The organism is Nonomuraea sp. NPDC005650 (assembly GCF_040605375.1).
Lineage (GTDB): Bacteria > Actinomycetota > Actinomycetes > Streptosporangiales > Streptosporangiaceae > Nonomuraea.
Map to the genome: position 1 here is coordinate 44,102 of NZ_JBEXCR010000002.1, position 13,785 is coordinate 57,886.

13 protein-coding genes are annotated in these 13,785 nt (G+C 71.5%); 10 read left to right on the top strand and 3 right to left on the bottom strand.

Annotated features, from left to right (window positions below; all coding sequences use genetic code 11):
- Window positions 1–167: 167 nt before the first annotated feature.
- On the bottom strand, window positions 168–1,376 hold the full coding sequence (locus ABZS69_RS02995; RefSeq protein WP_355365475.1) for an ROK family protein: 1,209 nt from the start codon (window positions 1,374–1,376) through the stop codon (window positions 168–170).
- Window positions 1,377–1,508: 132 nt separating this feature from the next.
- On the opposite strand from ABZS69_RS02995, the gene ABZS69_RS03000 reads away from it, so the two are divergent.
- The 9 genes from ABZS69_RS03000 to ABZS69_RS03040 all read left to right on the top strand — a co-directional run bounded on the left by ABZS69_RS03000 (window position 1,509) and on the right by ABZS69_RS03040 (window position 9,885).
- Window positions 1,509–2,561, top strand: a complete 1,053-nt coding sequence (locus ABZS69_RS03000; protein ID WP_355365478.1) for a substrate-binding domain-containing protein — start codon at window positions 1,509–1,511, stop codon at window positions 2,559–2,561.
- Between the two features lie 54 nt (window positions 2,562–2,615).
- Complete coding sequence (locus ABZS69_RS03005) at window positions 2,616–3,590, top strand: ABC transporter permease (RefSeq protein WP_355365481.1); 975 nt, start codon at window positions 2,616–2,618, stop codon at window positions 3,588–3,590.
- Window positions 3,587–4,342, top strand: a complete 756-nt coding sequence (locus ABZS69_RS03010; RefSeq protein ID WP_355365484.1) for an ATP-binding cassette domain-containing protein — start codon at window positions 3,587–3,589, stop codon at window positions 4,340–4,342. The genes ABZS69_RS03005 and ABZS69_RS03010 overlap by 4 nt, the downstream gene beginning before the upstream one ends.
- A gap of 25 nt (window positions 4,343–4,367) precedes the next feature.
- Window positions 4,368–5,237, top strand: coding sequence for a sugar phosphate isomerase/epimerase (locus ABZS69_RS03015; RefSeq protein ID WP_355365487.1), 870 nt, complete (start codon window positions 4,368–4,370; stop codon window positions 5,235–5,237).
- Entirely contained in the window at window positions 5,234–5,902 is a 669-nt protein-coding gene (locus tag ABZS69_RS03020) for a nucleoside/nucleotide kinase family protein (protein ID WP_355365490.1), read from the top strand. The genes ABZS69_RS03015 and ABZS69_RS03020 overlap by 4 nt, the downstream gene beginning before the upstream one ends.
- 122 nt (window positions 5,903–6,024) lie before the next feature.
- The gene (locus ABZS69_RS03025; protein ID WP_355365493.1) at window positions 6,025–7,368 is read left to right on the top strand and encodes an FAD-binding protein; all 1,344 of its coding nucleotides are present in this window, start codon (window positions 6,025–6,027) and stop codon (window positions 7,366–7,368) included.
- Between the two features lie 122 nt (window positions 7,369–7,490).
- Window positions 7,491–8,156, top strand: a complete 666-nt coding sequence (locus ABZS69_RS03030; protein WP_355365496.1) for a DUF998 domain-containing protein — start codon at window positions 7,491–7,493, stop codon at window positions 8,154–8,156.
- Between the two features lie 36 nt (window positions 8,157–8,192).
- Window positions 8,193–8,567, top strand: coding sequence for a YciI family protein (locus ABZS69_RS03035; RefSeq protein WP_355365499.1), 375 nt, complete (start codon window positions 8,193–8,195; stop codon window positions 8,565–8,567).
- A 58-nt stretch (window positions 8,568–8,625) separates the two neighbouring features.
- A complete protein-coding gene (locus ABZS69_RS03040) occupies window positions 8,626–9,885 on the top strand; it encodes an RNA polymerase sigma factor (protein ID WP_355365502.1) in 1,260 nt (419 codons plus the stop codon).
- 142 nt (window positions 9,886–10,027) lie between these two features.
- Here ABZS69_RS03040 and ABZS69_RS03045 read toward each other — a convergent pair whose 3' ends face one another.
- Window positions 10,028–11,398, bottom strand: a complete 1,371-nt coding sequence (locus tag ABZS69_RS03045) for a serine hydrolase domain-containing protein (RefSeq protein WP_355365505.1) — start codon at window positions 11,396–11,398, stop codon at window positions 10,028–10,030.
- 237 nt (window positions 11,399–11,635) lie between these two features.
- Between ABZS69_RS03045 and ABZS69_RS03050 the strand changes: the two genes are divergently transcribed.
- Entirely contained in the window at window positions 11,636–11,938 is a 303-nt protein-coding gene (locus tag ABZS69_RS03050) for a hypothetical protein (protein ID WP_355365508.1), read from the top strand.
- 185 nt (window positions 11,939–12,123) lie between these two features.
- Here the strand turns inward: ABZS69_RS03050 and ABZS69_RS03055 are convergent, their stop codons facing one another.
- Window positions 12,124–13,734 carry a nucleoside hydrolase-like domain-containing protein gene (locus tag ABZS69_RS03055; protein WP_355365510.1) on the bottom strand — a complete coding sequence of 537 codons (1,611 nt, stop codon included), beginning with the start codon at window positions 13,732–13,734 and terminating at the stop codon, window positions 12,124–12,126.
- Window positions 13,735–13,785 lie beyond the last annotated feature (51 nt).

The following is a 13,785-nucleotide window of genomic DNA, read 5'->3' on the forward strand; positions in this document are numbered from 1 at the left end:
TTCCGCGCGGCGGCGGCCCGGTCAAGTAGAGGCGCTCGCGACCTGGGGAAACACGCCGAAGACCCTGTAACTTTCATCGACCGAAGATCGTCGAGTGCCCCCGGGTCGTCGGCGAGCCGGAGCCGAGGGCGGTCGCGCCGGCCCGCCCTATCGCGTCACGGGGGGCGCTAGGCTACCGCGCCTTCCACGAGCTGCTGGACCCGCGCGGGGGTGTAGATGCCGTCGACCAGCAGTTGCGCCAGGCCGAGCACGCCCGCGTGCGGGTCGAGGTCGCTGCGCACGATCTGGAGGTTGCGGGTGGCCAGCGGGAGCGAGCGCCGGTAGACGATCTCGCGGATGCCCGCGAAGAGCTGCTCGTCGGTGTGGGCGAGCTGCCCGCCGATGGCGATGACGCGCGGGTTGAACAGGTTGACCGTGTCGGCGATCGCGCCGCCGAGGATGCGGGCCGCGCGCCGGGCCAGCCGCACCGCGACGAGGTCGCCGCTGCGGATCAGGCGTACGGCGTCGTCCACGGTGGTCACGTCGCGGCCCGCCTCGCGCAGGTCGCGCACTATGGCCCAGCCCCCGGCGTACGCCTCGACGCAGCCCGCGTTGCCGCACCGGCAGATGGGCGGCTCGGCCACGTCGTCCACCGTGACCTGGATGTGGCCGACGTCGCCGGCCGCGCCGTCGGCGCCGCGGTGCACCTTGCCGCTGGCGATGAGGCCGGTGCCGACGCCGGTGCCGATCTTGAGCATGAGCAGGTGGGGCACGTCCGGGTAGCGCAGCCGCTGCTCGCCGTACGCCATGGCGTTGACGTCCTTGTCCACCAGGACGGGGCACTCGAAGCGGGTGCGGAACCAGCCGGGGATGTCGTAGCGGTCCCAGCCGGTCATGATCGGCGGGCTGACGACCCGCCCGCTCTCGAAGTCCACCGGCCCCGGCACGTCGAGCCCGATGCCGAGCACCTCGCCCGGCTTGCGCCTGGCCGCGGCGAGGACCTCGGTGAACAGGTCGTCGACGATGGTGAGGATAGCCTGGGGGCCGGCCGTCACCTCGGCGCGGACCTCGCGCTCGGCCCGCACCTCGCCGGCCAGGTCGCACAGGGCGGTCCGCAGCCCGGTCGCGCCGATGTCGGCCACCAGCAGCACCCCGCGGTCGCGGTTGACCACGAACTGGCCCGCCGGGCGGCCGCGCGTACGCGCCTCCTCCTCGGCGGGGATCAGCAGGCCGGCCGCCAGCAGGCCGTCGAGTCGCTGGTTGACGGTGGTTCGCGACAGGCCGGTGTGGCGCATCACGTCGGCCTTCGTCAGGCCGTCGGGGGCGTCGCGGAACAGGCTGAGGATCTCGCCTGAGCTGGCTCCCAGCCGCGTGCCGGGCAGGCTCGATGCATCCATACGGGTCACTTTAGCTATGTCTCCCACTAGACGGAAGTTAGCCATGTTTCGACATAAAAAGTCGAAAGAGGTGTTGCAATCTATCGGAAACACTGGTTACGGTCATGCCATCGACGCTGAAAGGGGCATCCGATGATGGCCAACACCCGAGGTCGCCGCGCCGCGGCCCTCAGCGCGGTCCTCGCCGCGGGCGCGCTCGCGCTGGCCGCCTGCGGTTCCGGCGAGACCACCGGGGCCACCCCCGCGGCCGGCGGGGAAGGCACCGCGACCCCCAAGATCGCCGCTGTGATCAAGGGCCTGGACAACCCGTTCTTCCAGACGATGAAGCAGGGCATGGACGACCAGGCCGCCACGGCCAAGGTGCCCGTCACGGTCCAGGCGGCCAACGCCATCACGGACACGACCGGCCAGGCGGACAAGCTCAACGGACTGGCCGGGCAGGACTTCTCCTGTTACGTGGTCAACCCGATCTCCGGCACCAACCTGATCCAGGGCCTGGCCCAGCTCTCCGCCCAGAACAAGACCGTGGTCAACATCGACAGCCCGATCGACGCGGCGGCGGCCAAGAGCGCGAACGTCAAGCTCGCGACGTACATCGGGACCGACAACGTCGAGGCCGGCAAGATGGCCGGGCAGCGCATGACCGAGCTGCTGTCCGACGGCGGCAACGTCGCGGCCATCGGCGGCATCGCCGGCGATGTGACCAGCGGCGCGCGGGTCGAGGGCTTCCAGCAGGGACTCGGGCCCAAGGTCAAGATGGTGCAGACCGTCGCGGCCAACTGGGAGCGGCAGACCGCGCTCACCGCCGCCACCGACGTGTTGCAGGCGCACCCCGACCTGGCCGGGTTCTTCGTCGCCAACGACGACATGGGGCTGGGCGTGGCGCGCGCCGTCGCCAACGCCGGCAAGACCGGCAAGGTCAGGGTCATCAGCGTGGACGGCATCAAGGACGCGCTCAACGCGGTCAAGGCCGGCACCCTGGACGGCACCGTCGCCCAGTACCCGTACGCGATCGGGCTGATGGGCGTCGAGGCGTGCCAGGCGGCGGCGACCGGCAAGACGCTGCCCGCCAACGTCAAGGCCCCGGTCGAGCTGGTCACCAAGGAGACCGCGGACAAGGCGCTGGCTGCCACGCCCAAGCCGTTCGGCAGCTACGACGACCCGTTCGCGTCCCTCATCAAGTAGCGCCTACGCCGTCCTGCCCGGCCGTCCGGCCCGGTGGGACGAGGAGTGACAGACATGGCAAACGCAACGCTCGCGGCCCGTGACGGAGAGCACTGGGCCGCGAAGCTGAAAGACGTCGGGTTCTGGGCGGAGTGGGCGGCCCTGGTCGGACTGGTCGTCCTGGTGATCGTGTTCCAGGCGCTCAACCCGACCTTCCTCAGCCCCGGCAACATCACCTCCATGCTGCTGGCCGCCGCGATCCTGATCGTGCTGGCCGTGGGCCAGACGTTCGTGATCGCCACCGCCGGCATCGATCTGTCGATCGCCTCGGCGATGACGCTGGGCGCGGTGGTCTTCGGCCAGGCGTACACGGCGCAGTGGGGGCTGGCGCTCTCCTGCGTGGCGGGCGTGCTCGCCGCGGCGGTGGCGGGCGTGGCCAACGGCCTGATCGTCGCCTGGGGGAAGATCGCGGACTTCATCGTGACGCTGGGCATGCTCTCGGCGGCCTCCGGTCTGGCGCTGATCCTCTCCGACGGCAAGCCGGTCACGATCATCGACCCGGCGCTGCTCACCCTGTCCACCGGGCGGGTGGGGATCTTCGGGTACTCGTTCCTGATCGCGATCGTGGTCGCGATCGTGGCGCACGTCGTGCTGTTCCACAGCAGGTTCGGCACCTATGTGCTGGCCACCGGCGGCTCGCCGGAGTCGGCCAACGCGATGGGCATCAACACCCGGCGGATCAAGGTCGCCGTCTACACCATCAGCGCCGCGCTGGCCGGGCTGGGAGCGCTGCTCCTGGTCGCCCGCGTCGGCGCGGCCGAACCCGCCTCCAACACCTCCTTCCTGCTCAACTCCGTGGCCGCGGTCGTGCTCGGCGGCGTGAGCCTGTTCGGCGGGCGGGGCACCATCATCGGCCCGGTCATCGGCGCGCTGCTGCTGGTCGCGCTGGTCAACGGGCTGACCCTGCTCGGGGTCTCCCAGTTCTACCAACCGCTGGCCGTCGGCGTCGTCGTGGTGCTGGCCGCCCTGCTCACAAGGTTCCAGCGATGACCGAGAACGGCACTCCCCTGCTCGAGACCCACGGGGTCTCCCTGGCCTTCGGCAGCGTACGAGCGCTGGCCGACGTCTCCATCACCCTGCGCCGCGGCGAGATCACCGCGCTGGTCGGCGACAACGGCGCCGGCAAGTCCACCCTCGTCCGCTGCATCTCCGGCATCCACCGGCCGCAGAGCGGGCGCATCGTCTTCGACGGCGCCGAGGTCGACTTCCGCTCCCCCGAGGACGCCCGCGAGGCCGGGATCGAGACCGTGCACCAGAACCTCGCGCTGGTGGAAGACCTCACGGTGTGGCAGAACCTGTTCCTCAACCGCGAGATCGTCCGCCGAATCGGCCCGATCGCCCTGCTCGACCGGCGCGCCATGCAGGCCCGCGCCCGCGAGATGGTCTCCACGCTCGCCGTCAACGTGCCCGCGGTGAAGTCCCGGGTACGCCGGCTCTCGGGCGGCCAGCGCCAGGCCGTGGCCATCTGCCGCGCCGCCGGGTTCAGCTCCAAGCTCGTGATCATGGACGAGCCCACGGCCGCGCTCGGCGTGCAGGAGACCGCCCGGGTCGAGGAGCTGATCCTCAAACTGCGCGACGAGGGCCACGCGGTCCTGCTCATCAGCCACAACTTCGCCCAGGTCATGCGGCTCAGCCAGCAGGTCTGGGTGATGCGGGCCGGGCAGTGCGTGGGCGGCCGGCGTACGGCCGAGACCACCGGCGAGGAGATCGTCGCCCTGATCACCGGCGCGCTCAGCAACTGACGCCCCAGAAAGGCAGCTCATTCAGATGACCACCAACCCCATCGGCGTCCACGCTCTCGTCTGGGTCGGGGACACCAGCCCGGCCTCGCTGCAGTACGCCATCGAGAAGACCAAAGCGACCGGCTTCGACCTGCTGGAACTCTCGCTGCACGACTCGGTGAACCTCGACGTCGCGGCGGCGCGCGAGGCCCTGCGGGCGGCGGGGCTGGGCGTGGCCTGCTCGCGCGGCCTGGCTTTCGACGCCGACGTCTCCAGCGACGACCCGGCCGTGGTCGAGCGCGGCGAGAAGCTGCTGCACGACTCCCTGGCCGTCACGCGCGGGCTCGGCGGCACCCACTTCACCGGCGCGCTCTACAGCGCGCTCGGCAAGTACGGCCGTCCGCTCACCGAGGCGGGCCGGCGCAACGTGGTCGCGGTGCTGCGCCGCCTGGCCCAGGAGGCGAGCGGCCACGGCATGACGCTCGGCCTGGAGATCTGCAACCGGTACGAGACCAACGTCATCAACACCGCCAGGGACGCGCTGCGGCTGGCCGACGACATCGGCGAGGACAACGTCCTGATCCACCTCGACACGTACCACATGAACATCGAGGAGGACGACCTCGTACGACCCGTGCGCGAGGTCGGCGACCGGCTGGGCTACGTCCACATCGGGGAGAACCACCGCGGGTATCTCGGCTCCGGCCACCTCGACTTCACCGCGTTCTTCCACGCCCTGGGCGACATCCGGTACCAGGGCCCGATCACCTTCGAGTCGTTCTCCTCGGCGGTCGTGATGGAAGGGCTCTCCAACGACCTGGCGATCTGGCGCAACCTGTGGGACGACGGCGAGGACCTCGCCCGGCACGCCCGCGCCTTCATCGCCGGCCAGCTCCACACCAGCCCGGCCCGATGAGCCTGGACGACCTCCTTGCCCGGGCCCGCGCCTGGGGCGGCCGACGGGCCCTGCTGGGCATCACCGGCAGCCCCGGCGCGGGCAAGACCACGCTCGCGGTGACCCTCACCCGCCTGCTCAGCCAGGAGCCGCCCCCCGGTCTCACCGCCGACTGGGTGGCCCACGTCCCGATGGACGGCTTCCACCTGGCCGACGTCGAGCTCGACCGGCTCGGCCGCCGCGACCGCAAGGGCGCCCCCGACACCTTCGACGCCGCCGGCTACGCCGCCCTCCTCCGCCGCCTGCGCGAGGACGAGGAGGACGTGGTCTACGCCCCCGCCTTCGAACGCGACCTGGAGCAGCCCGTCGCCGGCAGCATCCCGGTCCCCCGGGCCGCCCGACTGATCATCACCGAGGGCAACTACCTGCTCTTCGACACGGGCGACTGGGCGCGCGTACGCCCCTGGCTGGACGAGGTCTGGTACTGCGACCTGGACTCCACCGAGCGCCTGCGGCGGCTGGTCACCCGGCACGTGCGCTTCGGCAAGCCGCGCGACCACGCGGTGAGCTGGGTGGAGGAGGTCGACGAGCGCAACGCCGAACTGATCGCCGCCACCAGGCCGAAGGCCGACCTGATCGTCCCCGACGCCGTCATCCGGTCCATCGAGCACCCCGGGGGCATGTGACCGTCAGACGTCGTTCCCGGTTCAGGAGACCGACGCCCCACCTCGTGCACGGCGGGTCGGCCGCGTGACCACCGAATCGTTTATGGTGACCGTGGGTGACAGTGCTCGGTTCGGGGGCTGGGATGAGCGAGGAAGCGTGGCCGTACGCCGCCGATTCTGATCCGGCGAGCCTGGATGCGGCGAGCGCGGACTTCGGGCACCTGATCAGGCGGCGGCCCGCGGCCGTGTGCCGGCCGGGGTCGGCCCAGGACGTGGCCGCCGCGGTGCGCTGGGCGGCCGGGCGGCGGATGCCGGTGGCCGCGCGCGGGCAGGGCCATTCCGTCTACGGCCGGGCGCAGGCCGGGGGCGGTCTCGTGATCGACATGAGCGAGCTGGGCGCCGTGCACGCCGTGGAGGCCGATCGCGTGACCGCGGGCGGCGGTGCGACCTGGCGGTCGGTGCTCGACGCCGCCCTGCCTCACGGGCTCACGCCGCCGGTGCTCACCGACTATCTCGACCTGTCGGTCGGCGGGAGCGTCTCCGCGGGCGGCGTGGGCGGCATGACGTTCCGCCACGGCTTTCAGAGCTGCAACGTCGTCGAGCTCGAGGTGGTGACGGGCGAGGGCGAGATCGTCACGTGCTCGGCGAGCACGCACGCCGGCCTCTTCGACGCCGTACGCGCCGGGCTCAGCCAGTACGGGATCATCACGCGGGCCGTCCTCCGGCTCGTCCGCGCTCCGGAGCTGGTCCGCCTGCACACGCTGTTCTATCCGGACCACCGGGCGATGACGGCCGACCAGCGCCGCCTGCTGTCCACGGGCCGGGTCGACTACCTGGAAGGCGCGATCCGGCCGCATCCGCCGGGCTGGCAGCACGTGATCGAGGCAGGGGTCTGGCACGCGGCGGACTCGCCGCCCGATGACGACGAGACGCTGGCCGGCCTGTCCGACCTCCGCGCCCGGGCCGAGAGCGTCGACCTGCCGTATCCGGAGCTGTTCCGGCGGCTGAGCAAGCTGGAGAGCAGCCTGCGGGCGGCGGGCACCTGGCACGATCCCCACCCCTGGCTGCATTCCTTCATCCCGGACGCGTCCGCCGACGACCTGGTCGCGGAGCTCCTCACCGACCTGCGCCAGGAGGACCTGGGCGAGTTCGGACGCCTCCTGCTCTACCCCATCCACCCTGGCCGTGCGCGAACGCCGCTGATGCGGCTGCCGGAGGGGGAGGTCGCGTTCCTCTGCGGCTTCGTCCGCTTCCCCGCCGACGACCCCTCGCTGACGGACCGGCTGGTCAAGGCCAACCGCACGGCGTACGACCGGATCCGCGCCGTCGGCGGGCACCTCTATCCCGTCAGCGCCGTCGCGCTCACGCAGGCCGACTGGAAGGACCACTACGGCCCGTGGTGGCCCGCCGTCGAGAACGCGAAGGCCCGCTTCGACCCGCGCCACCTGCTGACCCCCGGGCAGGGGATGTTCCCGGACTCACCCTGACGTCTCGCGTCCGAAGAAAATCTTGAAAATTCTTCCGGGCGCGTGTCGAAACCGCCTCTCCTCGTTCGCAGCGTATCCAGAGGGCCGGACGGGCCGGCCCCGCCGACACGAGGTTGACGACCATGACCCAGCAGCTTGCCCACTCACCCGCCCGTACGATCTCCGTCCAGCGCCTGCTCCTGGGCTGCGGCATCGTCGCCGGCCCGTTCTACGTGACCGTCGCCCTGGCGCAGGCGCTCACCCGGGAGGGCTTCGACCTGGCCCGCCACCCGTGGAGTTTCCTGGCCAACGGCGAGCTCGGCTGGATCCAGACCGCCAACTTCGTCGTCACCGCCCTGGCCACCATCGCCGCCGCCGCCGGCCTGCGCCGCGCCCTGGCGCCAGGACGGGGCGCCCGCTGGGCGCCGATCCTGGTCGGCGCGTTCGGCGCCAGCATGATCGGCGCCGCGATCTTCCGCGCCGACCCCGCGATGGGCTTCCCCGCCGGAACCCCGGAAGGCCCCGGCACGGTCACCCTGTCGGGGACCCTGCACCTGGCCGCCGGCGGCGTCGGGTTCCTGTGCCTGGTCGCGGCCTGCTACGTCATCGCCTCCCGGCAGTCCCGCGGGGGCCGCGGGGGCTGGGCCCTGTACTCCCGCGTCACCGGCACGCTCTTCCTCGGCTCGTTCGTCGGCATCGCCTCCGGCGGGGGCGTCGCCTGGTCCAACCTGCTGTTCGTCGCCGGCATCGTGGCCGTCTGGAGCTGGCTGTCGCTACTGTCGCTGAACCTGTCCCGCCACACCGCCTGACTTCCCCTTCCAACCCATACAGAAAGGCAGTTCACGATGCGCTACCTGATCACGCTCAGGGTCGCCGCCCAGCCCGACGGGCCCCCGCCGGCCGACCTCATGGAGGCCATCTTCAAGCTTGGCCAGGAGGCCACCGAGGCCGGGGCCCTGCTCGACAACAGCGGCCTGGCCCCCAGCTCCGAGGGGGCGCGGGTCGAGGTGAGCGGGGGCCGGCTGACCGTCAGCGACGGCCCGTTCGCCGAGGCCAAGGAACTGATCAGCTACGCGCTCTACGAGGTCAGGACCAAGGAGGAAGCCGTGGAATGGGCCACCCGCTTCCTCAAGCTCCACCGCGACCTGTGGCCGGGCTGGGAGGGCGAATCGGACGTGCTGCGGCTGTTCGGGCCCGAGGACTTCGCCCCGCCGGCCTGACCCGGCGCTCCATCCGGCCGCGGACGTCGTCCGCGGCCGGATGCTGTATGCAGGACGCATGACGGTAGCTGACTCGCACCGGGCGGTGGAGGCGGTCTGGCGGATCGAGTCCGCCCGTGTCATCGCCGCCCTGGCCCGCATGGTGAACGACATCGGGCTCGCCGAAGAGCTGGCGCAGGACGCGCTGGTGGCCGCGCTCGAAGAGTGGCCGCGTAAGGGCGTACCCGACAATCCGGGCGCCTGGCTGACGCTCGCCGCCAAGCATCAGGCCATCGACCAGTTCCGCCGCCGCGACACCTACCAGCGCAAGCTGCAGGAGCTCGGCCGGGACCTGGAGCTCCGCCAGGAGTCCGCGGAAGCCGAGCTCGACGACGCCCTCGACGACCACATCGGCGACGACCTGCTCCGCCTGATCTTCACCTCCTGCCATCCCGCCCTGCCCGCCGAGGGCCGGCTCGCGCTCACCCTCCGCCTGCTCGGCGGCCTGTCCACCGCCGAGATCGCCCGCGCCTTCCTCGTCCCCGAGCCCACCGTCGGGCAGCGCATCTCGCGGGCCAAGCGCAGCCTCGCCGAGCGGAAGATCCCGATCGAGCTGCCGCCGCCCGCCGAGCTCCCCGCGCGGCTGGCCTCCCTCCTGGAGGTCATCTACCTGATCTTCAACGAGGGGTACGCGGCGACCGCCGGCGACGACTGGATCCGCCCGTCGCTGTGCCAGGAGGCCATGCGCCTCGGCCGCGTCCTGGTCGGGCTCATGCCGGCCGAACCCGAGGTCCACGGCCTGCTCGCGCTCATGGAGATCCAGGCCTCGCGCATCCCGGCCAGGACCGCCCGCGACGGTTCGCCCATCCTCCTGCTCGACCAGGACCGCAGCCGCTGGGACCGGCTCCTGGTCCGCCGCGGCCTCGACGCGCTGCGCCGGGCCGAGGAGCTCGGCACGCTCGGGCCGTACGGGCTGCAGGCGGCCATCGCCGCGTGCCACGCCCGCGCGCTCACCCCGCAGGCCACCGACTGGGAACGCATCGCCGCCCTCTACCGGCTGCTGGCCCACCTCACGCCCTCGCCGATCGTCGAGCTGAACCGGGCGGTCGCGGTCGGCATGGCGTACGGGCCCGCGCGCGGGCTGGAGATCGCCGACACCCTCCGGGACGAGCGCGCCCTGCGGGAGTACGCGCTTCTGCCCGCCGTCCGCGGCGACCTCCTGGCCAGGCTCGGGCGCGCCGAGGAGGCGGCCGCCGAGTTCCGGCGCGCGGCCGAGCTGACCAGGAACGCCCGCGAACGCGACCTGTTCCTGGAACGCGCCGCCACGCTGTCACCTTGACGCCGGTGTCACCAGGTGACGGGCAGCCGGTAGGCCCCGTAGTTCCGGCCCACCTGGCACGACACCGCCGACGGCCTCATCGACGCGATCGTCGCGCTGTGGCAGGCGCCCGTCACGAACGACGCGTAACCCCCGAACGATCTCAGGACGTGGTCCGGCCGAACAGCCGGCCGGCGAGGTCGACGCCCACGACCGTGCCGCCGTCGTCGCGGGTGAAGAAGCCGCGCTGCCCCTTCAGCCCGCCCTCGGTGACGATGTACTCGTCGCCGCCGCCGGGCAGGAAGCCGATGGCGGCCGGCGGGTAGTCCGGGGGCATCTCGGTCTCGGACGCCTGGCGGAGCTCCGGCTTGATCCCGACCTCCAGGGTGAGCCGGGTGCCGTCGATGGCGAGGTCGAGGTTCATCGCGGCGATCTCGTAGCGGCCGGCCACCTCCCGTGCCCGCGCGTGGTCGTACGGGATCGGCTCGGGGTCCCGCTCGACCACGCCCAGGTAGTGCTCCAGCGCCCAGCGCACGACGGCCTCGTTGCAGCGGTAGCCGTCCGGGCCGGCGTTGGCCAGCGAGACGACGGCGAAGTCGCGTTCGGGCACGATGAGCAACTCGGCGAACTGGCCGTTGCCGGACCCGCCGTGCCCGATGGCGCGCACCCCCTCCACCTCGCGCAGGAACCAGCAGATGCCGACGGCGTCGCCGAGCGTGCTGGCCCGCAGCTCGACCGTGGGCTCTTGCATGCGCCGCAGCGCCTCGGCGGGCAGCACCCCCTCCGCCGCGCCCAGGTGGAAGCGCGCCCAGGCCAGCAGGTCGCTGACGGAGGAGACGATGCCGCCGCCGGGGTCGTTGCCGCGCAGGCCGGCCCGCCACGCCTTCCACGGCTGCGCGAAGCGCAGGGTGCCGTCCTCGTCGGGGTTGTGGCCGACGGCGAAGCGGCGGACCAGGACGTCGTCCAGCTCGAAGAAGGTGTTCGACAGCCCGGCCGGCTCCAGGACCAGCGCGGACATGGCCCTCTCGTAGCTCAGGCCGGTGACGTTCTCGATGATCCGGCCGGCCAGGTTGTAGCCCGCCTGGCTGTAGGAGGCGCGGGCGCCGGGCGGCGCGATCAGCGCCAGGCCCGGCAGTTGCGCCACGAACGCGGCCAGGGAGCCGTCCCCCTCCTCGATGTCGATCAGGTTCCAGTCGAGCCCGGCGGTGTGGTTGAGCAGGTTCAGCACGGTGATCCGCGCGGCGGCGGCCTCGTCGGCGAGCGTGAGCTCGGGCACGTAGCGGCGCACCGGCGCGTCCAGCTCCACCCTGCCCTCCGCGACCAGGCGCATCAGCGCGGTCGCGGTGAAGGTCTTGGTCACCGAGCCCAGATGGAACAGCGTCCTGTCATCGACCGGCAGCGGGTTGTCCAGGCTCGTCACGCCATGGGAGGCGCGGAACTCCCGGCCCCCGGCCAGCACCCCGACGGCCACGCCGGGAATCCCGAACTCCTCGGCCGTCACCTCGACGAACTCCGACAGCTTCTCCTGCGACATCGCGCCCACCCTTTCGTCTTCGTGTATTTCCGGCGTGCGGGTAAGACGATGGCCGCCGTCACTGACACGGGTCTGACAGCGCGCTGTCACCCCCGCCACGGCGGCCGGCCGTTCCGCTCGCGCGCGAGGTAGCGTTGGATCAAGCCGTATGTCGTACGCGAAGTCGGAGGTGATCACGGTGCACCCGGTCTTATGACGGCCCCAGCCAGGGGCGTCACGGAGCCGAAAGGTGACCGTATGAGCAGGACCGACAAGACCCGGCCGTGGTGGGTGGGGATGGCCGACGTCCCGATGGTGACGTGCCGGCCCATACATGATCATCGATTCGGGGGCTGCACGCTGCCGGACGAGATCACCTCCGACAGCGCGTCCCTCAACCGCACCATCGGTGGCTGCTACTGGGGTGCCACCGACTACTACCTGTTCGAGTGCGGCCCCATCAGCGGGGGCCGGGAGTGGTACGACCTCCGGCGCGAAGAGCGCCGCCGCAGCCGTCGCCAGGCGCGCCGCGAGCTGCGCGCTTATCGCGGCGAAGACTGACCCGACACGACGTTTCGTGGGGGTCCCTCGGACCCCCACGACCCTCGAAGGAAAACGCTCCCCCGCGCGGGGGACGCGCTTCCCCTCCGGGAGGGAGCGCGCTGGGCGCGGATGGTGACGTGGGCGGCGGGTGCCGCGGGTCGTCGCCGTGGTCGGCTACCTCCGCACCACCGCCCCGAGCCCGGTCACCTCACGGTCACGATGACGCGCTGGTACGCGGTCAGCGCCGGGCTGCCGTCGTCCTTCACCTCGACGATGATGTGGATGGTGCTCCCCGGCCGCGCGTCCGCCGGCACGGTGAAGCTCGCCCTCGAAGAATGGCGGCCCGTCACCGCGTCACCGGCTGTGGTGATCTCCACGGCGCCCTGATACCTGCCGGCCTCCCGGTACTGCCACCAGCGGGAGCCGAGCCCGTCGCCGTCGGGATCCGTCGCCCGGGCGGAAAGGCGTACTTCCTGCCCTGGCCGGGCGGTGATGTCGCGGCGCCCCGCCGGCAGGGTGACCTCGGGCCGGTGGTTCGCGTCGCGGAAGTGCGGCGTCACGCTCCATCGCAGGCGCGCGGCGAAATCGAGCTGCGCGGCCTCGAACCAGCGTGCCGCCGCGTAGTCGGCCGGCGCGTTGCCCTGGGGATCGTGGTCCACGGCTTTCGAGGCGAGCCATTCGGACGGGTCGTCGGGGTTCTGCTCCTGACGGCCGCCCCATCCGCCGTAGCCGGCCTGCTCGTAACCGCGCAGCCCGTTGTCCACGAGGTTCATGAAGTTGGAGGTGTCGCCTTCGGAGATCCAGGAGCCCTTTTCCTGGATCGGCATCCAGATCTTGTATCCGCGTGCGCGCAGCTCGTCCTCGCCGAGATAGGAGAGGCCGAAGTGGTCCCAGACGTCGCCCGCCACCATCTGCTTCCCGTCGCCCCAGACCCGGTACAGCTCGCCGAAAGGCCCCTTGGCGGACACGTTCTCCGCCGTCCACTGGGCCGACAGGTATCCCGTGTGCTCGGGAAGGACCGTGCGGCGGGCGAAGTAGCCCCAGATCGTGGTCGCCACGTCCCGCGCCTCGATGTCCGGCCAGTTGGGGACGATGTAGTCCTGATAAGTGGCGTCCTGCGAGGCGAACTTGGTGATGATCGCCTTCCGGGACACCTCGCGGCGGATGCGCTCCCATCGGGGCGTGCCCTCGTACTGTTCCTGGATCGACTTCAGGGCGCGGGCGATCGTGCTCGTCCCGCCCCACGCCTGCAGGTAGACGGGCCCGCCCTTGTCGTCGAGGAGGACGTCCTTGATGAGGTTCGACCCCGGGGTCTCCTTGGAGAGGTCCCCTTCGAACTCGACGTTGCCCACGCGGATCTTGGAGTACAGGCCGCGGGGGTCGGGATAGTCGCGGTCATGGCGGACGAGGTTGGGATAGACCTCGGCGTACGCGTCCACCGCCTTGTGGATGAACCGCTCGTCCGGCGCCCACCGCCACGACGTCTGCGGAGTGGTGTACTCCCGGCCCGGCAGGAAGAACTCCGTGCCCTTGCCGTCGCCTTTCCAGTGGAACCGGCTGCTGGCGTAGACGAGACCCTCGGTCGTCACCTCGTTGCTGTAGAGGAGGTATCGGATCAGCGAGTTGGCGTCGTCCAGCTCCGGGTCGGCGGTGACGATGGTCCGGGGCCGGGGGCTGTTCCGGGCGGAGTCGGGGTTCGCCGCCGAGGCGGAGGAGTGGGTGGCGGCTTTGGCCGGGGGCGCCGCCATGCCCGCCGCGAGCGAGAGCAGCAGGACGGTCCCGAGGGAAATGGCCGTGACGTTACGCGCGCGCATGCTCTCTCCTGCGTGGAAGGTCAACGAGAGAACTATGAATATCTATTCGCT